19 protein-coding genes, 1 tRNA gene and 1 pseudogene are annotated in these 21,532 nt (G+C 72.0%); 9 read left to right on the top strand and 12 right to left on the bottom strand.

From position 1 onward, the window contains the following. Nucleotides 1-49: 49 nt before the first annotated feature. The 3 genes from glpK (at nucleotide 50) to ABD371_RS09405 (ending at nucleotide 4,621) form a co-directional block, all read left to right on the top strand. Nucleotides 50-1,597: a glycerol kinase GlpK gene (gene glpK, locus ABD371_RS09395; protein ID WP_344474780.1), complete on the top strand. Its 1,548-nt coding sequence runs from the start codon at nucleotides 50-52 to the stop codon at nucleotides 1,595-1,597. Nucleotides 1,598-1,600: 3 nt separating this feature from the next. After that, nucleotides 1,601-3,211 (top strand): glycerol-3-phosphate dehydrogenase/oxidase, encoded by a 1,611-nt coding sequence (locus ABD371_RS09400; RefSeq protein ID WP_344474782.1) that lies wholly within the window; start codon nucleotides 1,601-1,603, stop codon nucleotides 3,209-3,211. Nucleotides 3,212-3,493: 282 nt separating this feature from the next. Beyond that, the gene (locus ABD371_RS09405) at nucleotides 3,494-4,621 is read left to right on the top strand and encodes a PAC2 family protein (protein ID WP_344474784.1); all 1,128 of its coding nucleotides are present in this window, start codon (nucleotides 3,494-3,496) and stop codon (nucleotides 4,619-4,621) included. Between the two features lie 70 nt (nucleotides 4,622-4,691). Here the strand turns inward: ABD371_RS09405 and mshC are convergent, their stop codons facing one another. The 4 genes from mshC to ABD371_RS09425 all read right to left on the bottom strand — a co-directional run bounded on the left by mshC (nucleotide 4,692) and on the right by ABD371_RS09425 (nucleotide 8,206). Continuing rightward, nucleotides 4,692-5,921, bottom strand: a complete 1,230-nt coding sequence (gene mshC, locus ABD371_RS09410) for a cysteine--1-D-myo-inosityl 2-amino-2-deoxy-alpha-D-glucopyranoside ligase (RefSeq protein WP_344474786.1) — start codon at nucleotides 5,919-5,921, stop codon at nucleotides 4,692-4,694. Between the two features lie 137 nt (nucleotides 5,922-6,058). Further along, nucleotides 6,059-6,877 (bottom strand): SCO1664 family protein, encoded by an 819-nt coding sequence (locus tag ABD371_RS09415; protein WP_344474788.1) that lies wholly within the window; start codon nucleotides 6,875-6,877, stop codon nucleotides 6,059-6,061. Beyond that, nucleotides 6,841-7,431, bottom strand: coding sequence for a DUF3090 domain-containing protein (locus tag ABD371_RS09420; protein ID WP_190124448.1), 591 nt, complete (start codon nucleotides 7,429-7,431; stop codon nucleotides 6,841-6,843). The genes ABD371_RS09415 and ABD371_RS09420 overlap by 37 nt, the downstream gene beginning before the upstream one ends. A gap of 79 nt (nucleotides 7,432-7,510) precedes the next feature. Continuing rightward, on the bottom strand, nucleotides 7,511-8,206 hold the full coding sequence (locus ABD371_RS09425) for a histidine phosphatase family protein (protein ID WP_344474791.1): 696 nt from the start codon (nucleotides 8,204-8,206) through the stop codon (nucleotides 7,511-7,513). A gap of 123 nt (nucleotides 8,207-8,329) precedes the next feature. On the opposite strand from ABD371_RS09425, the gene ABD371_RS09430 reads away from it, so the two are divergent. After that, entirely contained in the window at nucleotides 8,330-9,343 is a 1,014-nt protein-coding gene (locus ABD371_RS09430) for a magnesium and cobalt transport protein CorA (RefSeq protein WP_344474793.1), read from the top strand. A gap of 26 nt (nucleotides 9,344-9,369) precedes the next feature. Here the strand turns inward: ABD371_RS09430 and ABD371_RS09435 are convergent, their stop codons facing one another. Next, the gene (locus ABD371_RS09435; RefSeq protein ID WP_344474795.1) at nucleotides 9,370-10,155 is read right to left on the bottom strand and encodes a ferritin-like domain-containing protein; all 786 of its coding nucleotides are present in this window, start codon (nucleotides 10,153-10,155) and stop codon (nucleotides 9,370-9,372) included. Nucleotides 10,156-10,293: 138 nt separating this feature from the next. Further along, complete coding sequence (locus ABD371_RS09440; protein WP_344474797.1) at nucleotides 10,294-11,343, bottom strand: LLM class F420-dependent oxidoreductase; 1,050 nt, start codon at nucleotides 11,341-11,343, stop codon at nucleotides 10,294-10,296. A 143-nt stretch (nucleotides 11,344-11,486) separates the two neighbouring features. On the opposite strand from ABD371_RS09440, the gene ABD371_RS09445 reads away from it, so the two are divergent. Together ABD371_RS09445 and ABD371_RS09450 are read left to right on the top strand one after the other, a co-directional pair. Then, nucleotides 11,487-12,470 (top strand): aldo/keto reductase, encoded by a 984-nt coding sequence (locus tag ABD371_RS09445; RefSeq protein ID WP_344474799.1) that lies wholly within the window; start codon nucleotides 11,487-11,489, stop codon nucleotides 12,468-12,470. Next, on the top strand, nucleotides 12,467-14,656 hold the full coding sequence (locus tag ABD371_RS09450; protein ID WP_344474801.1) for a helix-hairpin-helix domain-containing protein: 2,190 nt from the start codon (nucleotides 12,467-12,469) through the stop codon (nucleotides 14,654-14,656). The genes ABD371_RS09445 and ABD371_RS09450 overlap by 4 nt, the downstream gene beginning before the upstream one ends. Nucleotides 14,657-14,741: 85 nt before the next feature. On the opposite strand, the gene ABD371_RS09455 is transcribed toward ABD371_RS09450, so the two are convergent. Further along, the gene (locus ABD371_RS09455; protein WP_344474803.1) at nucleotides 14,742-15,410 is read right to left on the bottom strand and encodes a hypothetical protein; all 669 of its coding nucleotides are present in this window, start codon (nucleotides 15,408-15,410) and stop codon (nucleotides 14,742-14,744) included. Nucleotides 15,411-15,457: 47 nt separating this feature from the next. On the opposite strand from ABD371_RS09455, the gene ABD371_RS09460 reads away from it, so the two are divergent. Further along, nucleotides 15,458-15,646, top strand: a complete 189-nt coding sequence (locus ABD371_RS09460; protein ID WP_018535088.1) for a DUF5703 family protein — start codon at nucleotides 15,458-15,460, stop codon at nucleotides 15,644-15,646. Between the two features lie 61 nt (nucleotides 15,647-15,707). Here ABD371_RS09460 and ABD371_RS09465 read toward each other — a convergent pair whose 3' ends face one another. The 3 genes from ABD371_RS09465 to ABD371_RS09475 all read right to left on the bottom strand — a co-directional run bounded on the left by ABD371_RS09465 (nucleotide 15,708) and on the right by ABD371_RS09475 (nucleotide 18,402). Next, the gene (locus ABD371_RS09465) at nucleotides 15,708-16,538 is read right to left on the bottom strand and encodes a chaplin (protein ID WP_344474805.1); all 831 of its coding nucleotides are present in this window, start codon (nucleotides 16,536-16,538) and stop codon (nucleotides 15,708-15,710) included. A gap of 148 nt (nucleotides 16,539-16,686) precedes the next feature. Then, nucleotides 16,687-16,920, bottom strand: a complete 234-nt coding sequence (locus ABD371_RS09470) for a chaplin (RefSeq protein ID WP_190124457.1) — start codon at nucleotides 16,918-16,920, stop codon at nucleotides 16,687-16,689. A 156-nt stretch (nucleotides 16,921-17,076) separates the two neighbouring features. Then, on the bottom strand, nucleotides 17,077-18,402 hold the full coding sequence (locus ABD371_RS09475; RefSeq protein ID WP_344474808.1) for a M20/M25/M40 family metallo-hydrolase: 1,326 nt from the start codon (nucleotides 18,400-18,402) through the stop codon (nucleotides 17,077-17,079). Between the two features lie 178 nt (nucleotides 18,403-18,580). On the opposite strand from ABD371_RS09475, the gene ABD371_RS09480 reads away from it, so the two are divergent. Then, nucleotides 18,581-18,668: transfer RNA gene (locus ABD371_RS09480), tRNA-Leu, on the top strand. 90 nt (nucleotides 18,669-18,758) lie between these two features. Next, a pseudogene (locus tag ABD371_RS09485) lies at nucleotides 18,759-19,699 on the top strand (pseudouridine synthase). On the opposite strand, the gene ABD371_RS09490 reads toward ABD371_RS09485, so the two are convergent. Both ABD371_RS09490 and ABD371_RS09495 read right to left on the bottom strand, forming a co-directional pair. Further along, nucleotides 19,696-20,325, bottom strand: coding sequence for an MBL fold metallo-hydrolase (locus ABD371_RS09490; RefSeq protein WP_344474810.1), 630 nt, complete (start codon nucleotides 20,323-20,325; stop codon nucleotides 19,696-19,698). The pseudogene ABD371_RS09485 and the gene ABD371_RS09490 overlap by 4 nt on opposite strands. Then, a complete protein-coding gene (locus ABD371_RS09495) occupies nucleotides 20,325-21,410 on the bottom strand; it encodes an S-(hydroxymethyl)mycothiol dehydrogenase (protein ID WP_344474812.1) in 1,086 nt (361 codons plus the stop codon). Before ABD371_RS09495 ends, ABD371_RS09490 begins: the two co-directional genes overlap by 1 nt. Nucleotides 21,411-21,532 lie beyond the last annotated feature (122 nt).

Below are 21,532 nucleotides of genomic sequence, written 5' to 3' on the forward strand. Positions count from 1 at the left end.
CGCCGTACAGGTACAGCCGTATCCCCACCGTACTGAGCAGGAGCACACCGTGACCGATCCACACACCACCGGAACCTCGTCCCACGGACATGGCCCGTTCATCGCGGCCATCGACCAGGGCACCACCTCCAGCCGCTGCATCGTCTTCGACAAGGACGGCCGGATCGTCTCCGTCCACCAGAAGGAGCACGAGCAGATCTTCCCCAAGCCCGGCTGGGTCGAGCACGACGCCGTCGAGATCTGGACGAATGTCCAGGAAGTCGTGGCCGGTGCGCTCGACAAGGCGGGCATCACCGCGGCCGATGTCAAGGCGATCGGCATCACCAACCAGCGCGAGACCACTCTGCTCTGGGACAAGAAGACCGGTGAGCCCGTCCACAACGCCATCGTCTGGCAGGACACCCGCACCGACGCGCTCTGCAAGGAGCTGGGCCGCAATGTCGGCCAGGACCGCTTCCGCCGTGAGACCGGGCTGCCGCTGGCCAGCTACTTCTCCGGCCCCAAGGTCCGCTGGCTGCTCGACAACGTCGAGGGCCTGCGCGAGCGCGCCGAGCGCGGCGAGATCCTCTTCGGCACCATGGACTCCTGGGTCATCTGGAATCTGACCGGCGGAACCGAGGGCGGGGTGCACGTCACCGACGTCACCAACGCCTCGCGCACCATGCTGATGAACCTCTACACCATGAAGTGGGACGACAAGATCCTCGCTTCGATGGAGATCCCGGCCGCGGTGCTGCCCGAGATCCGGTCCTCCTCCGAGGTGTACGGCCTCGCCAAGGGCGGCATCCTCGACGGCATCCCGGTCGCCTCGGCGCTCGGCGACCAGCAGGCGGCGCTCTTCGGCCAGACCTGTTTCGCCGAGGGCGAGGCGAAGTCGACGTACGGCACCGGCACGTTCATGCTGATGAACACCGGTGAGACCCCGGTCAACTCGTACAACGGCCTGCTGACCACCGTCGGCTACCGCATCGGCGACCAGAAGGCCGTGTACGCCCTGGAGGGCTCGATCGCGGTCACCGGTTCGCTGGTGCAGTGGATGCGCGACCAGATGGGCCTGATCAACTCCGCGGCCGAGATCGAGACCCTGGCCCTGTCGGTCGAGGACAACGGCGGCGCGTACTTCGTCCCCGCCTTCTCCGGCCTCTTCGCCCCGTACTGGCGCTCCGACGCCCGCGGTGTGATCGCCGGTCTCACCCGCTATGTCACCAAGGCGCACATCGCGCGCGCCGTGCTCGAGGCCACCGCCTGGCAGACCCGCGAGATCACCGACGCCATGACGAAGGACTCCGGCGTCGAGCTGACCGCGCTCAAGGTCGACGGCGGGATGACCTCCAACAATCTGCTGATGCAGACCCTCTCGGACTTCCTGGACGCGCCCGTGGTGCGTCCGATGGTCGCCGAGACGACCTGCCTCGGCGCGGCGTACGCCGCAGGTCTGGCCGTCGGTTTCTGGCCGGACACCGACGCACTGCGCGCCAACTGGCGCAGGGCCGCCGAATGGACCCCTCGCATGGACGCCGAGCAGCGCGAACGCGAGTACAAGAACTGGCTCAAGGCCGTCGAGCGGTCCATGGGCTGGCTTGAGGAAGAGGAGTAAGACATGACCACCCCGCAGAGCGTTCCGTCCCTCGGAGCGCACCCGGCAGCCGGCTCCCTCCCGAGCCGTGCCGAGACACGGGAGCAGCTCTCCAGGGCGACGTACGACCTCCTGGTGATCGGCGGCGGCATCCTGGGCATCTCCACCGCCTGGCATGCGGCCCAGTCCGGGCTGCGGGTGGCCCTGGTGGACGCCGGCGACTTCGCCGGCGCCACCTCCTCCGCCTCCTCCAAGCTGCTCCACGGCGGTCTGCGGTATCTGCAGACCGGCGCGGTGAAGCTGGTGGCGGAGAACCACTTCGAGCGCCGCGCGGTCTCCCGCGAGGTGGCCCCCCACCTCGCCAACCCGCTGACCTTCTATCTGCCGGTCTACAAGGGCGGACCGCACGGCGCGGCGAAGCTGGGCGCGGGAGTCTTCGCGTACTCCGCGCTCTCCGCCTTCGGCGACGGCGTCGGCCATGTCATCAGCGCCGCCAAGGCGCAGCGTGACGTGCCCGAGCTGCGGACCGAGGGTCTGAAGGCCGTCGCCGTCTACGGGGACGACCAGATGAACGACTCGCGCATGGCGCTGATGACGGTCCGCGCGGCCGTCGAGGCGGGCGCGACCGTGCTCAACCACGCCGAGGTGACCGGGCTGCGGTTCACCAAGGGCCGGGTCACGGGCGCGGAGCTGAAGGACCGGCTGGACGGCACGGAGTTCGGGGTGAGCGCCCGGCTGGTGCTGAACGCCACCGGCCCGTGGGTGGACCACCTGCGCCGGATGGAGGACCCGAACGCGGCTCCGTCGATCCGGCTCTCCAAGGGCGCGCACCTGGTGCTCAAGCGCACCTCGCCGTGGAAGGCCGCGCTGGCGACCCCGATCGACAAGTACCGCATCACCTTCGCCCTGCCCTGGGAGGACATGCTGCTCCTGGGCACCACGGACGAGGAGTTCGAGGGCGACCCGGCCGATGTCTCGGTCAATGAGAAGGACACCGCCCAGATCCTGGACGAGGCCGCGTTCTCGATCCGCGACCAGCAGCTGTCGCGCGATCTGATCACGTACTCCTTCGCGGGTCTGCGGGTGCTGCCGGGCGGTCCCGGCGACACCTCGAAGGCCAAGCGGGAGACGGTGGTCTCGGAGGGCGCCGGCGGAATGCTGTCGGTGGCCGGCGGCAAGTGGACGACGTTCCGCCACATCGGTCGTACGGTGATGAACAAGCTCGCCGCGCTGCCCGGGCAGCCGCTGGCGGAGGACATGGAGCCGATCTCGCGGCTGCCGAAGAAGCTTCCGCTGCCCGGCATAGCCAACCCGAACGCGGTGGCGCACCGGCTGCTGGTAGACGGCGGTACGCCGGGGCCCCGGATGGCCGCGGACACCGCGCGCCACCTGGCGACCCACTACGGCTCGCTCTCCTTCGACATCGCGCGGCTGGCCAACGACGACCCGGCGCTGGCCGAGCGGATCCACCCGGACGCGCCGGAGATCTGGGCGCAGGTGGTGTACGCGCGTGACCACGAGTGGGCCGAGACGGCCGACGATGTGCTGCGCCGGCGTACGACGCTGACGATCCGGGGCCTGGCCACGGACGAGATCCGGGGCAAGGTCACGGATCTGCTCGGCGACCGGTCGTAGGGCGGACCGGAACCGGACCGAAGTGACGGAAGGTGTGGGGCGGCTCCCGGTCGGGGGCCGCCCCGCACGCCGTTCGCGGCGGGCCGTGCGACGGGCCGTGTGGAAGATTCGCCGGTCACCGCCCGGATGAATCAGCAGGCGGATGGGTAGCTGAGGCGGATCGGGCACGTCTTGGCGGGTCTTGGCCAAGGTTCACCCGCCCGTGCAAGAGGGCTGCGGCGACAGACCCCGCAAGCCGTAAGGTTGGGGCCGTACGAGAGGCACGTCGGAAGGAGGCACTGGGTGATCGAGCTCGAGGGGGTACCCGAGCTGATCGACCCGGTCATGGTGGCCGCGTTCGAGGGCTGGAACGACGCCGGCGACGCCGCCTCCACAGCGGTCGCGCATCTGGACCGGGAGTGGAAGGGCGAGGTGTTCGCGGCACTGGATGCCGAGGACTACTACGACTTCCAGGTCAATCGGCCCACGGTGTGGCTGGACGGCGGAGTACGGAAGATCACCTGGCCCACGACCCGGCTGTCCGTGGTCCGGATCGGCGGCGAGAAACCGCGTGACCTGGTGTTGGTGCGGGGCATAGAGCCGTCCATGCGCTGGCGTTCGTTCTGCAACGAGATCCTCGGATTCGCCCATGAACTGGGGGTGGAGATGGTGGTGATCCTGGGCGCGCTGCTCGGGGACACCCCGCACACCCGGCCGGTGCCGGTGAGCGGCATCACCTCGGACCCGGATCTGGCCAGGACGATGGACCTGGAGGAGACGCGGTACGAGGGGCCCACCGGAATCGTCGGGATTCTGCAGGAGGCGTGCACGCACGCGGGGGTGCCGGCGGTGAGCCTGTGGGCGGCGGTGCCGCACTATGTGTCGCAGCCGCCCAATCCCAAGGCGACGCTGGCGCTGCTGAACCGGCTGGAGGATCTGATCGGTCTGCGGATCCCGCTGGGCGAACTGCCCGAGGACGCCAGGGCCTGGCAGCTGGGCGTCGATCAACTGGCGGCCGAGGACGGCGAGGTGGCGGAGTACGTCCAGACGCTGGAGGAGGCACGGGACACGGCCGAGCTGCCGGAGGCCTCCGGGGAGGCGATCGCCCGGGAGTTCGAGCGGTATCTGCGGCGGCGGGACGGCGGCCCCGGGCCCGGTCCCGGTGTCGCGACCGACGGCGGGGAGGGCGGGGCGTATCTGCGGGATCCCGCCGGCGGGCTGAACCGGCCCTCGAAGCCGCCGCGTCCGGAGCAGTCCCCCGAGACCGCCGAGTCCCCGGGGACCGAACCGGAGTCGAAGCAGGAACAGAAACCGGAAGCGAAACCGGAACCGGAAGCGGAAGCGGAAGCGGAGTCCAGGCCGAAGCCGGTCAGACGCAAACGCAAGAGCAAGAGTGCCGACGAGGACGACGGGGATCCCCCGCAGGTCTGAGGGACGGTACGAGAAGGAGGGGCGGGGTCCGTGCGGACCCCGCCCCTCCTTCTCGTACTCGCTCCGGGTGCTACAGCGCGACCCCGAGCAGGGCGTCGACCGTACGCGAGACCAGTCCGGGCGCGCCCTCGTCCGTACCGCCCCCGGCGTGCTGGCGTGCCGCCCAGCGGTCGACGGCGGCCAGTGCGGAGGGGGCGTCGAGGTCGTCCGAGAGGGCTTCCCGGATCTCCTCGACCAGGTCGTCGGCGGACGGCCCGTCGGGCCGCGACACCGCCGCGCGCCAGTGGTCCAGCCGGGCCACGGCGTCCCGGAGCACCTGGTCGGTCCACTCCCAGTCGGAGCGGTAGTGGTGGGAGAGGAGAGCGAGCCTGATGGCGGCCGGGTCCACGCCCTCGCGGCGCAGCGCGGAGACGAAGACCAGATTGCCCTTGGACTTCGACATCTTCTCGCCGTCGAGGGCGACCATCCCGGCGTGGACGTAGGCCCGCGCGAAGGGGTGCTCGCCGGTGAGGGCCTGGGCGTGCGAAGCGCCCATCTCATGGTGCGGGAAGACGAGGTCGGAGCCGCCTCCCTGGATGTCGAAGCCCATGCCGAGGTGGTCCAGGGCGATGGCCACGCACTCGATGTGCCAGCCGGGGCGGCCCCGGCCGAGGCGTCCGCCGTCCCAGTTCGGCTCGCCCTCGCGGGCGGCCATCCACAGCATCGGGTCGAGCGGGTTCTTCTTGCCGGACCGGTCCGGGTCCCCGCCGCGTTCGGCGGAGAGCAGCCGCATCGCCTCGGCGTCGAGGTGGGAGACCTCGCCGAAGTGGGGGTCCGCCTCGACGGAGAAGTAGATGTCGCCTTCGAGTTCATAGGCGGCACCGGCGTCCAGCAGCCGCTCGACGAGCGGCACGATGCCGGGTATCGCTTCGACGGCACCGATGTAGTGGCGCGGCGGCAGCATCCGCAGCGCCGTCATGTCCTCGCGGAAGAGGGCGGTCTCGCGCTCGGCGAGCCGGGTCCAGTCGTGCCCGTCGCGGATGGCGCGCTCCAGGAGCGGGTCGTCGACGTCGGTGACGTTTTGGACGTAGTGAACCTGCCGCTTGGTGTCGAGCCACACGCGCTGGACGAGGTCGAACGCGTTGTAGGTCGCCGCGTGACCGATGTGGGTCGCGTCGTACGGCGTGATGCCGCAGACATAGATTCGGGCGACGGGACCGGGATCGAGGGTCAGGAACCCACCGGTCGCTGTGTCGTGGATCCGGAGGTCGCGGCCCTTGCCAGGCAGGGCGGGGACCTCAGAAGCGGGCCAGGCATGCATGCCTTGAGCGTAACCGGACAACTGATCCGTTCACTAACCAGATCAAGCCGAATTGGCCGGATAGACACTCTGAGGGGGTAACTCATGTCCGTTCGGGGCCACGGAACGCGATACTCCGCACCGGGCCCCGTCAAAGATCAGACAGGTGGCCAGGGGATCGCGGGCCACTGGCCCGAGGGGGACGGATGGGTGCCCGAGGCTCGCAGGGCGGCCACTCTGGCCCGTACCGCGTCCACCTCCGCCGGTGTCAGCAGCTCCCCCAGCCGGGTGACCAGCGCCGCTCCGTCCGCCAGCGCGCCGGACAGGCTCTCCAGCGCCTCCAGCGCCTCCGCCGGCAGGGGCTCCCCCGCCCAACCCCAGAGCAGCGTGCGCAGCTTGTCGTCGACGTTGAAGGTGACGCCGTGGTCGATCGCGTACAGCGTCCCGTCCGGCGCGGGCAGCAGATGCCCGCCCTTGCGGTCGCCGTTGTTGATCACCGCGTCGAGCACCGCGAGCCGGCGCAGCCGGGTGTCGTCGGCGTGGACCAGCAGCGCCGTACGCCCCTCGCCGACCTGCGCGAGGCCGACCGCCTTCCAGCCGTCCGCCGGCTTCTCCTCGTCCACGAGCGCCAGCAGGGAGGCGGCGGGGTCCGCCTCGATCCAGAGCTGGACCATGCCCCGGCCGTACGGCCCGTCCCGCAGGACGGTGGGCGGCACCAGGTGCCAGCCCAGCGCCTCGGAGACCTCGTACGCCGCGACCTCGCGCTGGGCCAGCGTCCCGTCCGGGAAGTCCCACAGGGGGCGCTCCCCGGAGACCGGCTTGTAGACGCAGGAGGCCTCGGCGCCCTCGTACGAGACGGAGCAGAACAACACCGCGTTGGAGGCCTCGCGGACCTGGCCGCGCACGGCCAGCTCGCCATTGGCGAGCAGATCCAGCGAGGTCACGCTCCCCGTCGGTATCCGTTCTGGCGCGGGCATACGTGTCCTTCCGGATCGAGCGGCAGGCTGCACAGCGGGCAGGGCGCCCGGCCGGCGTTCACCACGTCCAGGGCGCGCTTGGCGAAGGACCTCGCCTGCGCCCCGGTCAGCCGGACGCGGAGCATCGGCGGGCCGTTCTCCTCGTCCTGGAGCAGTCGCTCCTCGGCGTCCGCCAGCTCTTCGTCCGAGCCGGCGTCCAGCTCGACCAGCGCCTGCGCCTCGACGATCATGCGCTGTTCCTCGCCGTCCCAGGCCAGGGCCATCGTGCCGACCCGGAACTCCTCCTCGACGGGGGAGTCCAGCGGCGCGGTGTCCGCGACATCGGCGGGGGCGACCGCGGGCACCGGGGCATTGCCCCCGGTACGGCGTACGACTTCGTCCAGCAGCTCGTCGATGCGCTCGGCGAGCGCCGCGACCTGGGTCTTCTCCAGGGCCACGCTGGTCACGCGCCCTCCCGCCGACGCCTGGAGGAAGAACGTACGGCGTCCAGGGAGCCCGACCGTGCCGGCGACGAACCGGTCCGGGGGGTCGTAGAGGAACACCTGACGGGACACGCTCTCTCCCTCAAAATTCAACGGACGGCCCGATCGGGCCGGTGGTCTTTCGGCGCGTCCACCCTACTGCGCCCGGCGATCACGGTGCGCCCGCGCCGCCCCCCACGACCGCGTCGCCCTCCGCGGCCCGCTCCCCGCCGCCGCGCGGCGCGAGGTCGCCCAGCTCGCCGGTGTCGCCGAGCCGCAGCAGGAACGGGCGGGTGCGGGTGTAGCGGATCGCGGTCACGGAGCACGGTTCCACATGGATCCGCTGGAAGAGATCGAGGTGCATGCCGAGCGCGTCCGCGACGAGCGACTTGATGATGTCGCCGTGCGAGCACATCAGATACACCGCGTCCTCGCCGTGCTCGGCGTCGACCCGGTCGTTCCACTCGCGCACCGCGTCCACCGCGCGGGCCTGCATCGCCCGCATCGACTCCCCGCCGGGGAAGACCGCCGCCGAGGGGTGCTGCTGCACGACCTCCATCAGCGGTTCGCCCGCCAGCTCCGCCAGCTTGCGGCCCGACCAGTCGCCGTAGTGGCACTCGCCGATCCGCTCGTCGGTCTGCGGCTCCAGCCCGGGCCGGGCGTCCAGCAGCGGTCGCAGGGTCTGCAGACAGCGCTCCAGCGGGCTGCTGACCACCGCGGCGATCGGCACATCGGCGAGCCGTGCGGGCAGCGAGGCGGCCTGGGCGGCCCCGCGCTCGTCGAGATGGACTCCCGGGGTCCAGCCGGCGAGCAGTCCGGCCGTGTTGGCGGTCGAGCGTCCGTGGCGTACGAGAATCAGCGTGGCCATGACCGCAAGCCTAGGGCCTCCCCTTTGGATCTTGCTAGGTCGGTCCGGCCCTGCGGGTGCGCGGGAGTACGCCGGGGTGAGCGGGATCGTGCCGGGGTGCGGCGGGGTGGCGGGCACGGGAGAATGCGCGCTGTGATCGTGGACTGCGCCATCTATCGCGACGGGCGTCGCACCGAGGGGCCCGGCGACCTCTCCGACGCGCTCGGCCTGGCCAGGGCGAGCGGTGACACTTTTCTGTGGATCGGGATGCATGAGCCGACCGAGGAGGAGTTCGGCCTCGTCAGAACGGAGTTCGGGCTCCATCCGCTGGCGGTGGAGGACGCGCTGCGGGCCCATCAGCGGCCCAAGCTGGAGGTGTACGACGACTCGCTCTTCGTGGTCCTGAAGCCGGTGGTGTACGAGCCCCGGGGCGACACCGTCACCACCGGTGAGCTGATGCTTTTCATCGGAGACTCGTTCGTGGTGACGGTCCGGCACGGCGAGGGCGCGGCCCTGTCGGACGTGCGCAAGCGGCTGGAGTCCGAGCCCGATGTGCTGGCGCACGGGCCGACGGCGGTGCTGTACGCGGTCAGCGACGCGGTGGTGGACCACTACATCGAGGTCGCCGGGGAGCTTCAGGTGGACCTGGAGGAGATGGAGGCCGCCGTCTTTGACCCGGGCGGCGGCACCGGCGGCGGTGCGGGCGCGTCGGGGCCGGGGACGGCCGCGCGGATTTACACGTTTAAACGGCAGGTGCTGGAATTCCGGCGGGCGACCGGGCCGCTGGCGGGTCCGATGTCCCGGCTGGCGAGCGCGGCAGTGCCGTTCGTCCACGAGCATTCCCAGCCATTCTTCCGCGATGTCAGCGACCATCTGACCCGGGCGAACGAACAGGTGGAGGGGTTGGACCGGCTGTTGTCGGACATTCTGGCCGCGCATCTGGCCCAGCAGGGCGTCCGGCAGAACGACGACATGCGCAAGATCTCGGCGTGGGCGGCGATGGCGGCCGTTCCCACCCTGGTCGCGGGGATCTACGGGATGAATTTCGCACACATGCCGGAGCTGGGGTGGGTGGGCGGCTATCCCGCCGTGCTGCTGGTGATGGCGGTCGCGGTCTACAGCCTGTACCGGCTCTTCAAACGCCGGGGCTGGATGTAGACGGCGGGGACGCGGACACGGCGGGGTCAGAAGGCGGGAGCGGGGGTGGGCGGGCCGTCGAGGGCCCCGCGCAGCTCCGGCATGGCGAGCCGGACCATACGGTGCCAGCCGCCGAAGCGCTCGTACGCGTACATCCCCCGGACGCCCGCCGCGAGGGCGGCGGACTTGGGCCGGGGCCAGCGCAGCAGCCGCCCCATGTGCCCCATCACGGCGAGGCTCACATCGCGGTAGACCTCGATCTCGGCGAGCGCGCTCTCGCGCAGCACCCGCTGGATGGCGCGGCCGTGGCCGGCGGCGGCGAGGCCGAGGAGTTCCTCGTGGCAGTAGGCGAGGTGGTTCTCCTCGTCGCGGCTGATGATCCTGATGGCGTTGCCGACCTCGGGGTGCTCGCCGAAGAACCCGACCAGCATGTCCATCTGGTCGGCCGCGCGCTGCTCGGTGACCCGGCTGTGGGAGAGGTAGACGAGGATGTCCCGCTCGGTGAGGGGTTCGTCGCGGCCCAGCTTGGCATGGGTGAGGCCGATGCCCCGGCGCTCCAGGAGCATGGTGTAGTCGGTCTCCGACGGTACCGGGACGGGGTCGAGGCCGCGCCTTCTGAGGAGCCCGTTGAAGATCCGGCCGTGTTTGTCCTCGTCCGTGCCGTGGCGGGTGATCCTGGGCGCGAGGGCACGCATGCTCTCGGGCACCAGGGCGGCTATCCGGCCGTTCTCCCAGCCGCCCTGTGCCTCACCGCTGGCGGCGATGGAGCAGAAGAGCTGGAAGGCCCTGTCGTCGTCGATGATTTCCTGGAAAAGGCTGCGGGCCGAGAGCATGACTGCCACCTCCTGAGACTTCCCAGGGCAAGCGTCAGCGCGAGGGCCGGGTGCGGGCAACAGCTGGGGCCCTCAAACTCCGCCGAATGGCGGACTTCGGCCCGGACGGCCGGGGGATCCCCCGGCCGTCCGAAGGGTTCAGGCCAGCTGGGCGCGGTCCAGGGCCTCGACGCCGGCGCGCAGGGCGGCGATCCGGTCCTGGAGGGTGAGACCGGCGGGGGCGAGGGTGAGGGTGGTGACCCCGGCCGCCGCGTAGGCCTGCATCCGGTCGGCGATCCGCTCCACGGGACCGAGGAGCGTGGTGGAGTCGATCAGCCGGGCGGGGATCGCCGCCGCCGCGCCCGCCTTGTCGCCGGCCAGGTACTTGTCCTGGATCTCGGCGGCCTCCTTCTCGTATCCCATGCGCCGGGCGAGCCGGTTGTAGAAGTTCTGCTTCCGGCTGCCCATGCCGCCGACGTAGAGGGCGGTGTACGGGCGGAAGGCGTCGGCCAGCGCGTCGATGTCCTCGCCGACCGCCAGCGGCAGGGTGGGACAGACGTCGAAGCCCTCCATCGTCTTCCCGGCCTTCTCGCGGCCCGCGCGGAGATGGCTGATCGCGGTGGACTCCAGGTGTTCGGCGGCGGAGAAGATCAGCAGCGCGCCGTCCGCGATCTCGCCGGTCTGCTCCAGGTTCTTGGGGCCGATCGCGGCGATGTAGAGGGGGATGTGCTCCCGGGTGGGGTGGACGGTGAGCCGCAGCGGCTTGCCGGGGCCGTCGGGCAGCGGGAGAGTCCAGTGCTCGCCCTGGTGGGAGAGGCGCTCGCGGCTCATGGCCCGGCGGACGATCTCGACGTACTCCCGGGTGCGGGCGAGCGGCTTGTCGAACTTGACCCCGTACCAGCCCTCGGAGACCTGGGGGCCCGAGACGCCGAGGCCGAGGCGGAAGCGACCGCCGGAGAGGGAGTCGAGGGTCGCGGCGGTCATCGCGGTCATCGCGGGCTGACGGGCCGGGATCTGGAGGATCGCGGAGCCGACGTCGATCCGCTCGGTCTGGGCGGCGACCCAGCTCAGCACGGTGGGGGCGTCGGAGCCGTACGCCTCCGCCGCCCAGCAGACGTCGTAGCCGAGCCTGTCGGCCTCCTGGGCGACCGCGAGATTGTCGCCGTCCATGCCCGCGCCCCAGTAGCCGAGGTTGATGCCGAGCCGCATAAACGCTCCCTCTTACTGATCAGTAACGTCCGTGTTCGGGGGACTCTAGCGCGCGGGGCGGCGATCCGTCAGGGGCCCCGTGCCGCGCGGGGTTGTCCACAGGCCCTCTCGGCCCGGGGCCCCGGCCAGTAATCTCACCGGTCATGGAGCAGAGGCATCTCGGCCGCACCGGCCTGCGCGTGTCCCGCATCGGACTCGGCACCCTGACCTGGGGCCGGGACACCGACGAACACGACGCGGCGGATCAGCTCAAGGCGTTCTGGGAGGCGGGCGGGACGCTCGTCGACACCGCGGATGTGTACGGGGGCGGGGACGCGGAATATCTGCTGGGCCGGCTGGTGGAACGGCTGGTCCCCCGGCGGGATCTGGTGATAGCGACCAAGGCGGGCAGCGTGCCCGATCCCGAGAGACGCTTCGACGGCTCGCGCGGCCATCTGCTCGCCTCGCTGGACCACTCGCTGGCCCGGCTGGGGACGGACTACGTGGATCTGTGGCAGGTGCACGCCTTCGACCCGCTCACCCCGCTGGACGAGACGCTCCAGGCGCTCGACATCGCGGTGAGCAGCGGGCGGGCCCGGTACGCGGGGGTGTCGAACTTCTGCGGCTGGCAGCTGGCCAAGGCGGCGACCTGGCAGCTGGCGGTCCCCGGGGTGCGGACCCGGCTGGCCAGCACCCAGATGGAGTACTCGCTGCTTCAGCGGGGCGTGGAGCGGGAGGTGCTGCCGGCCGCCCTCGATCTGGGCATCGGGCTGCTGCCGTCCTCCCCGCTGGGCCGGGGGGTGCTCACCGGCAAGTACCGGCGCGGGACGCCCTCCGGCTCGCGGGGCGCGTCCGAGCTGCTGGGGCCGTTCGTGGAGCCGTATCTCGACGAGATGGCGGACGGCATCGTGGACGCGGTGCTGACGGCGGCGGACGGGCTGGCGACGACCGCGCTCCATGTGGCGCTGGCCTGGGTGCGGGACCGGCCCGGAGTGGTCGCGCCGATCGTCGGCGCGCGCAACGCGCAGCAGCTGATGGCCGCGCTGTCAGTGGAGGCGCTTACGCTTCCAGACGAGATCTGCCGGGCGCTGGACGATGTGTCCGCGCCCGTGCACCGCTATCCCGATCAGGACTGGAGCACGCTGTGACCGCGTCTTCCCGGGGGCCGAACCCCGAACCCCCGGCCGCTGTCGACCGTGAGGCCGAGGAGGCCGAGGAGGCCGAGGGCCTGGAGAGCACCGAGGCCGGGAGCGGTGAGGAGGTCTCCGACGCGGCGGCCTCCGACGGCGAGGCGGCTGAGGCGGAGGCGGAGGCGGAGGCGGAGGCGGAGGCCGGGAAGCCGACCGAGGCGGAGGCGGAGATCGCCGCGCAGCGGGAGCTGCGGGAGCGGATCGAGCGGCGGAAGGCCGAGAAGGAAGGTCCCATCGAGAGCGGGACCAAGCTGAGCGGCCGGGCCGCCGATCTGCTCGCGGCGGTACGGGCCGTGGAGAGCGGCGCGAAGCCCGGCAGCGCCTTCTACGACTCCCCCGCGCCCGCCCCGAGGCCCTCGGCGGCGGTCGCCGAGCCACCCGCCCGGGAGACCGCACCCAGGCCCCCCGGGCGGGCGTCCGCGCCGGGCGGCGCGCCGGAGACCGTCGCGGCCGTCCGGCGGGTGCTCGCCGAGGGCGGCGCGCCCGAGGCCTTCGCCGCCCGGGCGGCCGAGGCGCTCGGCGAGCAGGCCGCGGAAGCGCTGCGCGAGGACCCCTGGCGGCTGCTGTCCGTGCCCGGCGTCCGGCCCGAGCAGGCCGACGGGTTCGCCCGGGCCCTGCTCGGCGGCGCGTGCGGGCCGGACGACGAGCGGCGGGCGGCGGCCCTGGTCGTCTGGCAGCTGGAGGGCGCGGCCCTGCTCGGACACACGGCGCTGGACTCGGCCGCCGTGCGCGAGGGGCTGGCCGAGCGGTCGGTGCCCGACCCCGGGCCGGCCCTGGAGCGGGCGATCGCCGACGGGGCCGTGCTGGTGTTCCAGGAGGACGCCGAGGAGGACCCGGGCACCCCGGACGGCCCGGAGGAGGCTTCTCAGGCTCCGGACGAGGGCGCGGAGGCGGCCGTGGAGGCCGCCGCGCCGGGCCCGGTGCTGCTGGGGCTCGACCGGTACGCGCTGGCCGAGGAGAGCCTCGCGGACGGCCTGGCCAGGCTCGCCAGGTCCGGGGCGGACGCCCGCTGGGAGGCGGCCGAGCCCGGCGAGCTGGTCCGCGCGGTCGCGGCGAGCGGTCTGGTGACCCACAGCGGCGGCGAGGCGGCGCGGGCCGAGCCCGTGGCGCTGGCCGGGGCCGCCGAGGCGCTCGGGCTGCGCGCGGTGGTCGCGGTCCACAGCGAGCGCGGCCGACGGGCCGCCGGACCGGCGGCGGTCACCGTGGCCGGGCTGCTCTCCGGCGGCGAGGGCCCCGGCCGGGACGGCGACGGCGCGCTCGCGCTGGATCTGCTGGTGGTGCTGGACGCGCCGCTGCTCGATGTGGAGAGCGCCGCGATGCTGGTGGAGTCGCTGCCGGACGGCAGCCGGCTGGTGCTCAGCGGCGATCCCGGCCAGCTGGGCTCGGCGGGGGCCGGCCGGGTCTTCGGCGATCTGCTGGCGGCCCGGGTCTGCCCCGGGATCGTCTCCCGGGTCCCGGACCCCGGCCCGATCGGCGAGCTGGTGTCGGGGATCGGCGTCGGCGAGCTGAACCGGGTGGCGGCCCCCGGCAAGGAGATCGTCATCGTGCCCGTGCGCGACGCGGGCGAGGCCGTCCACCGTACGGTGCAGCTCGTCGCCGACTCGGTGCCCCGGGCGATCGGAGTGCCCGCCGAGCAGACCCAGGTGATCACCGTGGGCCACGGCGGCTCCGCCGGCACCCGCGCGCTCAACGCGGCGCTCAAGCAGCGGCTGAACCCCGGCCCCGGCCGGTTCGGCGGCTTCGACCCGGGCGACCGCGTGGCCTACACGGCGGCACCGGGACGCACCCGCCCCGGCACGGTCGTCTCGGCGGACGCCGAGGGGCTGCGGCTGGACTGCGAGGGCGAGCCGGTGACGGTGCCGAAGGCGCGGGTGGAGTCGGCGCTGCGGCACGGCTGGGCGCTGACGGCGCACCAGGCGGCGGGGATGCGCTGGCCGGCGGCGGTCGTGGTGCTGCCGGGGGACGCGGCGCGGGGGCTCAGCCGCCCCTGGGTGTACACCGCGTTCAGCCGCGGCGAGCGCCATCTGTCCGTGGTGCACGGAGTGGATCAGGCGCTGCCGCGCGCCGTGGCGGAGATCGGCCCCCAGGAGCGCACGACCAGGCTGCGGCCCCTCCTGGAAGGGCTGCTCGCCACCGCCGAGTGACGGAGAGCGCCGGGAAGCGCCGTCTCCCGGACCGGTCGCGGTCCGGGAGGCGGCGGCCCCGGCGTACGGGCGGCGCGGACGGGTGTCAGCGCTCCGCCTCGTCGAGGTCCTCGATGTCCTCGCCCAGCTCGTCGTGCTCGTCCTCGTCGAAGACGGAGCTGACGTCGAAGCGGATCACGATCCCCTGCGGGTCGGCCGCCTCGAAGGGGGTGCTCAGCCACTCGCCCGGCTCGGCGAGTTCGTCCAGGGCCGACACCCAGAGGGTGGAGTCGCCCTCCTCCAGGCCGAACTCCTTGTGGCGGGAGGCGATCTCGTCGGGTTCGTACTCGCCGAAGACCAGGCCGAGCGCCGCGTGGACGCCGGTGCCCGCGGCCCGGGAGCGCCCGGGTGCGTCCTCCTCGGGGTCGAGGTCGGCGATGCGCCGCGCCTGCGAGAGCAGCCGGGCCGGTTCGACCACCGCGTAATCACGCCGGATCAGCACGCTGAGGGCGTTCGGCTCGTCGGGGCCCGCGTAGGCCGGCAGAGGTTCGTCGGCCCCCGGGATCTCGAAGGGAGTGACCTCGTCATAGCGGTCGTAGAGGCGCTCGTCGTACGCCTCCGCCGCGACGGCCAGGGCGTTGAAGGCGTCGTAGACGGCCGGGTCGTCCTCTCCAGTGCGGTTCTCGACCGCCACGAGGTGGCGGTCCAGTGCGGCTTTGACCGCCTCGGCGGCGGCACGTACCTCGTCAGCGGTGGGCGGCGCGACATCAGACATAGTGCAGACGCTATCCGTACCGGGCAGGTGCCCGCACAATAGATGCGATGCCGGAATACGAATTTGTCGATGTGTATGTGCCGCGCGGGGTCTCCCGCAAGGAAGCAACGCGTCTTTTGACCGATCATGCCGAGTACGGACACTGGGAGTTGGACCGACTGAGCCTGCGCCGGGACGGCAGCCGCAGGGTGCGGTTGCGCCGGCGGATCATCCGCCAGGTGCGCGCCACCTGGTGAACAGCACGGAGTGGGCCCCGCGGGATCGCGGGGCCCACTCCGCCGGAACGCTGTGCGTGCTTCAGGCGCGGACGCGGGCGCGGCGGTAGAGCACCGCTCCGGCCAGCATCATGCCCGCGCCGACCGGGATGATCAGGCCGAGCGAGTCGGCTCCGGTCTGCGCGAGCTGCACGTCCCTGGGCTGCTCCACGATCCGGGAGCTGTTCGCCTTGTGGGCGTTGGTGGTGGTACGCCCGTGCACCCCGGGGTCGCCGGGGGTGCTCGGGCGGGTGGTGGGCGGCTCGCCCGGAAGCCCCGGCGGGGTGACCGGGGGCGGGTTGCCCGGGGTGACGGGCTTGACGGGCGGAGTGGGCTTGCCCGGCTGCGCGGGCTTTCCGGGCGGGTTCGCCTCGGAGACATTGGCGCAGTCGTTGCCGAAGGTGGGGTTCAGCAGTCCGCCGAGGTTGACGCTGTTCCCGCAGGCGTTCACCGGGACGTCGATCGGGGCCTGGACATTGTTGCCGGAGGCGACGCCGGGAGAGTTGTGGGCGCCGCCGCCCGCGTGCGCGCCGCCGCCGGCCTGGACGCCCCCGGAGGTGGATCCGCCGGGCTGCGGGCCCGCGGTGTCGCCGCCGCCCGGCTTGACCGGCTGGACCGGCCCGGGGCTGTTGTCGACATTGGCGCAATTATTGCCGAACGAGGGGTTCAGCAGCGCGATCGCGTTGACGGAGTTGCCGCACGCGTTGACGGGCACGCTGACGGGCACCTGGACCGAGTTCCCGGACGCGACGCCCGGCGAGTTGGACGCACCTCCGTACGCCTCGGCGCCGGCGTGGGCGTAACCGCCGCCCAGCGCGAGCGCGCCGCCCGCCGCCGCCATGGTGATCAGGCCCTTGCGAGTGACCTGTCGCATAGGTAGCTTCCCTGCCTTTTTTCTTTCAGGAATACCTCCGGGCGCGGTGCCCGGGAGCGGAAAGCCGGGCGGTCCCGTGAGTGCGTGTGCACGCGCTCACGGGACCGCCCGGGTTCAAACCCAAACCCCGATGGGTTGAGTCACCACATCAAGAGTTGACGCAAGTGTTGCCGAAGGCAGGGTTCAGCAGCCCGACCACGTCGATCGTGTTTCCGCACACGTTCACCGGGATGTGAACGGGCACCTGGACGGCGTTGCCGGAGATCACGCCGGGGGAGCCGACAGCGGCACCCTGGGCGCCGGCGTCAGCCATGGCCACACCCGCACCGGCGAGCAGCAGACCACCCGTGGCAGCCGCAGCGGCGACGACCTTCTTGATCATTGTTCCTCCTTGTTGGCAAAGCGATCCCAGCCGCGGACCGCATCACCTGTAACGAGGAGGCCGGAGCGGGGCTACGAGCCCGATCCACCTTTCACTCTTTCCAGTCAGGGGCGTACGGATCATCGATTACTTCCGGTCCGGTGCCTCCGGTCCGGTTCAGGCCTGGTCGATGAACCGGTCGAGCACCCGCACCCCGAACTTCAGGCCGTCGACGGGCACCCGCTCGTCCACGCCGTGGAACATCCCGGCGAAGTCCAGCTCCGGGGGGAGCTTCAGCGGGGCGAAGCCGAAGCAGCGGATGCCGAGGTCGTCGAAGGACTTGGCGTCGGTGCCGCCGGAGAGCATGTACGGGACGGCCCGTGCGATGGGGTCCTCGGCCCGCAGCGCGGTCTGCATGGCGTCCACCAGGTCGCCGTCGAAGCTGGTCTCCAGCGCCTTGTCGCCGTGGACGTCCTCGCGCCGCACCCGGGGGCCGAGCAGCCGGTCGAGATCGGTGAGGAACTCGTCCTCGTACCCGGGCAGAAAACGCCCGTCGACATGGGCGGTGGCCTGGCCCGGGATGACATTGACCTTGTACCCGGCCCCGAGCATGGTGGGCGCGGCGGAGTTGCGCAGGGTCGCGCCGATCATCTTGGCGATCCCGCCGAGCTTGGCGAGGGTGGCCTCCATGTCCTCCGGGTCGAGCGGGGTGCCCAGCGCGTCGGACAGCTCGTCCAGGAAGGACCGTACGGTCTTGGTCATCCGCACCGGCCAGGTGTGGCGGCCGAGCCGGCCGACGGCCTCGCACAGCTCGGTGATGGCGTTGTCGTTGTTGGTCATCGAGCCGTGCCCGGCGGTGCCGTCCACGGTGAGCCGCATCCAGTGCATGCCCTTCTGCGCGGTCTCCACCAGATAGAGCCGCAGGTTCTCGTTGACGGTGAAGGAGAATCCGCCGACCTCGCCGATGGCCTCGGTGACGCCCTCGAAGAGATCCGGGTGCTTGTCGACCAGATGGCGCGCCCCGTAGGTGCCGCCCGCCTCCTCGTCGGCGAGGAAGGCGAGGACGATGTCGCGCGGGGGCTTGCGGCCGCTGCGCAGCCGGTCCCGGACGACGGCGAGCGTCATCGCGTCCATGTCCTTCATGTCCACCGCGCCCCGGCCCCAGACGCAGCCGTCGGCGATCTCGCCCGAGAAGGGGTGGTGCGTCCAGTCCTCGGCGTTGGCCGGCACGACGTCGGTGTGGCCGTGGATGAGCAGCGCAGGCCTGCTCGGGTCCTCCCCCTCGATCCGGGCGACGGTGGAGGCGCGCCCCTTGTGGGACTCGATGATCTTCGGCTCCAGACCGACCTCCGCGAGCTTCTCGGCGATGTACTCCGCCGCCCCGCGCTCCCCCGGTCCCGAGTGGTCCCCGTAATTGCTGGTGTCGATCCGGATCAGCTCACGGCAGAGGTCGACGACCTCGTCCTCGCCCGAGACGGTACGGGCCGCATTCGACTCGCTCACGCTGATTCCTCCCACTGTCGCTGCTGGTGGTCCCCACCCATCCTCCCGCGCCCGCCCCCCGGCCCCAAGGCCGACCGCCCCGCCTCCCGGGGCCGGGACGGGGGCGTGATCCGCACCCCCGAATGTTTGCTATTGTTTTCCACGTCGCCAAGGCCACGGGCCAGGCGGCAGACACCTTGTCCGGGTGGCGGAATGGCAGACGCGCTAGCTTGAGGTGCTAGTGCCCTTTATCGGGCGTGGGGGTTCAAGTCCCCCCTCGGACACCAGCGCAAGACCCCAGTTGATCTGGGGTCTTTTGCTTTTTCCGCCCCTTTCGCCGAGCGGGCGACGCCCGGGCCGGGCATAGGCTCGGTGGGGTGAGACGCAGACGCAAGGCCCCGCCGTCGCCGCTGGAGCAGCGGGACGGGATCGATCCGGTGCGGGTCAGGTTGCCGGAGGATCCGGGTGGGGCGTGGGGGACGGTGTACGAGCATCTGGTGGCGCGGTACGGAGGCGCCATCGGGCCGGAGCGGGTCGGGGAGATGTTCCGGGAGGGGAGGGTCGTCTCCGAGGAGGGGGCGGTGGGGGTGGACGAGCCGTACGAGGTGGGGCGGTATCTCTGGTTCCACCGGGAGTTCGCGGCTGAGGAGCGGGTGCCGGCGGAGATCGGGATCGTGTACCGGGACGAGCGGCTGCTGATCGCGGACAAACCGCACTTTCTCGCGACGACGCCGCGCGGCCGGCACATCACGGAGACGGCGGTGGCGCGGCTGCGCCGGGAGCTGGGGCTGCCCGGGCTCCAGCCGGCGCACCGGCTGGACCGGCTGACGGCGGGGCTGCTGCTGTGTGTGGTGCGGCCGGAGGACCGGGGGCGTATCAGACGCTGTTCCGGGACCGGAGGGTGCGCAAGGAGTACGAGGGGATCGCGCCGTACGACAGCGGGGTGGCGCTCCCCCGTACCGTGCGCAGCCGGATCGAGAAGGAGCGCGGGGTGCCGGCGGCGCGGGAGGTGGCCGGTGAGCCGAACAGCGAGAGCGGGATCGAGCTGGTGGAGCACCGGGGCGGGGTGGGCCGGTACCGGCTGCTGCCGGCCACCGGCCGTACCCATCAGCTGCGGGTGCACATGAGCGCGCTGGGGCTGCCGCTCCTGGACGACCCGCTGTATCCGGTCGTCCAGGAGCCGGGGCCCGCGCCGGACGACTTCTCCCGGCCGCTTCAGCTGTTGGCGAGGGTGCTGGAGTTCACCGATCCGGTGACGGGAGAGCCGTACCGCTTCGAGAGCCGGCTGCGGCTGGCCCGGTGGGCCGAGAAGATCTAGTGGCCGCGCCGGATCCACTCGGCGAGCTGGGGGGCCTCGTCGCCGACGGTGGTGCCGTCGCCGTGGCCGGTGCGGACCTGGGTCTCCGGAGGGAGGGTGAGCAGCCGGTCGCGGATCGAGTCGATGATCGTCGGGAAGTCGGAGAAGGAGCGTCCGGTGGCTCCGGGGCCGCCGTGGAAGAGGGTGTCCCCGGTGAAGACGGTGGAGAGCGCGGGGGCGTGGAGGCAGACCGCGCCCGGCGCGTGGCCGGGGGTGTGGAGCACGGTCAGCTCGGTCCCGCCGACGGTGAGGGTCTGGCCGTCGGCCAGCTCGCCGTCGGGGGCGCGGTCGGGGTGGGTCTGCCGCCACAGGGGAAGATCGTCGGGGTGGAGCAGGACGGGCGCGCCGGTGGCTTCGGCGAGCGCGGGGGCCGCGTCGATGTGGTCGTTGTGGGCGTGGGTGCAGACGATCGCCCGGAGGGTGCGGCCGGCCAGCGCGGCTTCGATGGCGGCGGCGTCGTGGGCGGCGTCGATGACGATGGCCTCGGTGTCGTCGCCGATGATCCAGACGTTGTTCTCCACGTCCCAGACGCCGCCGTCGAGGGCGAAGGTGCCGGCCGTGACGAGGTGTTCGATGCGTACGCTCATCAGAATCGCACCACCGAGCGGAGGACGTCGCCCTCGTGCATACGGGCGAAGGCCTGCTCGACGTCGCCGAGTCCGATGGTCTCGGTGACGAACGCGCCGAGGTCGATCCGGCCCTGCTGGTGGAGGTCGATCAGCATGGGGAAGTCGCGGGAGGGCAGGCAGTCCCCGTACCAGGAGGACTTGAGCGAGCCGCCGCGGCCGAAGACGTCGAGGAGGGGGAGTTCCAGCTTCATCTCGGGGGTCGGGACGCCGACGAGGACGACCGTGCCCGCGAGGTCGCGGGCGTAGAAGGCCTGGCGGTAGGTCTCGGGGTGGCCGACCGCCTCGATGACGACGTCCGCGCCGAAGCCGCCGGTGAGTTCGCGGACGGCTTCGACGGGGTCGGTGGAGCGGGAGTTGACGGTGTGGGTGGCGCCCATCGTCTTCGCCGTCTCCAGCTTGCGGTCGTCGATGTCGACCGCGATGATCCTGGCCGCGCCCGCGAGGCGCGCGCCGACGATGGAGGCGTCGCCGACGCCGCCGCAGCCGATGACGGCGACGGTGTCGCCCCGGCCGACCTCGCCGGTGTTGATCGCGGCCCCGATGCCGGCCATCACTCCGCAGCCGAGCAGACCGGCGACGGAGGCGGAGACGGCGGGGTCGACCTTGGTGCACTGGCCGGCCGCGACGAGGGTCTTCTCGGCGAAGGCTCCGATGCCGAGGGCCGGGGAGAGCTCGGTGCCGTCGAGCAGCGTCATCCTCTGCCGGGCGTTGTGGGTGTTGAAGCAGTACCAGGGGCGGCCGCGCAGACAGGCCCGGCAGTTTCCGCAGACCGCGCGCCAGTTGAGGATGACGAAGTCGCCAGGGGCCACATCGGTGACGTCCGGGCCGACCGACTCGACGACGCCCGCCGCCTCATGGCCGAGGAGGAAGGGGAAGTCGTCGTTGATCCCGCCCTGCTTGTAGTGCAGATCGGTATGGCAGACCCCGCAGGCCTGCACCTTGACCACGGCCTCGCCGGGCCCGGGGTCGGGGACGATGATCGTCTCCACCCGTACCGGCTCGTTCTTGCCGGGTGCGATCACGCCTTGCACCTGCTGCGACATCGAATTCCTGCCCTTCTGCACGCGTCGGTCGGCCGCCGCGGTGGCTTGTCGGTGGGACATGCCGCGGCGGCCGGTACGCACGTTACACACCGGGCCGTACGGGGGTGTTTTCGGCCGGTTTG

This window comes from Streptomyces amakusaensis (assembly GCF_039532665.1).
Lineage (GTDB): Bacteria > Actinomycetota > Actinomycetes > Streptomycetales > Streptomycetaceae > Streptomyces > Streptomyces amakusaensis.

What these genes read in the sequence shown, in the direction of transcription:
- ABD371_RS09435 (WP_344474795.1), bottom strand. Translation starts at nt 10,155, where the DNA reads ATGCTCTCGGCCCGCAGCCTTTTCCAGGAAATCATCGACGACGACAGG.
- ABD371_RS09415 (WP_344474788.1), bottom strand. Translation starts at nt 6,877, where the DNA reads ATGCCCGCGCCAGAACGGATACCGACGGGGAGCGTGACCTCGCTGGAT.
- ABD371_RS09465 (WP_344474805.1), bottom strand. Translation starts at nt 16,538, where the DNA reads ATGCGACAGGTCACTCGCAAGGGCCTGATCACCATGGCGGCGGCGGGC.
- ABD371_RS09430 (WP_344474793.1), top strand. Translation starts at nt 8,330, where the DNA reads ATGCGCGCTGTGATCGTGGACTGCGCCATCTATCGCGACGGGCGTCGC.
- ABD371_RS09495 (WP_344474812.1), bottom strand. Translation starts at nt 21,410, where the DNA reads ATGTCGCAGCAGGTGCAAGGCGTGATCGCACCCGGCAAGAACGAGCCG.
- ABD371_RS09470 (WP_190124457.1), bottom strand. Translation starts at nt 16,920, where the DNA reads ATGATCAAGAAGGTCGTCGCCGCTGCGGCTGCCACGGGTGGTCTGCTG.
- ABD371_RS09425 (WP_344474791.1), bottom strand. Translation starts at nt 8,206, where the DNA reads ATGGCCACGCTGATTCTCGTACGCCACGGACGCTCGACCGCCAACACG.
- ABD371_RS09445 (WP_344474799.1), top strand. Translation starts at nt 11,487, where the DNA reads ATGGAGCAGAGGCATCTCGGCCGCACCGGCCTGCGCGTGTCCCGCATC.
- ABD371_RS09400 (WP_344474782.1), top strand. Translation starts at nt 1,601, where the DNA reads ATGACCACCCCGCAGAGCGTTCCGTCCCTCGGAGCGCACCCGGCAGCC.
- ABD371_RS09440 (WP_344474797.1), bottom strand. Translation starts at nt 11,343, where the DNA reads ATGCGGCTCGGCATCAACCTCGGCTACTGGGGCGCGGGCATGGACGGC.
- mshC (WP_344474786.1), bottom strand. Translation starts at nt 5,921, where the DNA reads ATGCATGCCTGGCCCGCTTCTGAGGTCCCCGCCCTGCCTGGCAAGGGC.
- ABD371_RS09460 (WP_018535088.1), top strand. Translation starts at nt 15,458, where the DNA reads ATGCCGGAATACGAATTTGTCGATGTGTATGTGCCGCGCGGGGTCTCC.
- ABD371_RS09455 (WP_344474803.1), bottom strand. Translation starts at nt 15,410, where the DNA reads ATGTCTGATGTCGCGCCGCCCACCGCTGACGAGGTACGTGCCGCCGCC.
- ABD371_RS09490 (WP_344474810.1), bottom strand. Translation starts at nt 20,325, where the DNA reads ATGAGCGTACGCATCGAACACCTCGTCACGGCCGGCACCTTCGCCCTC.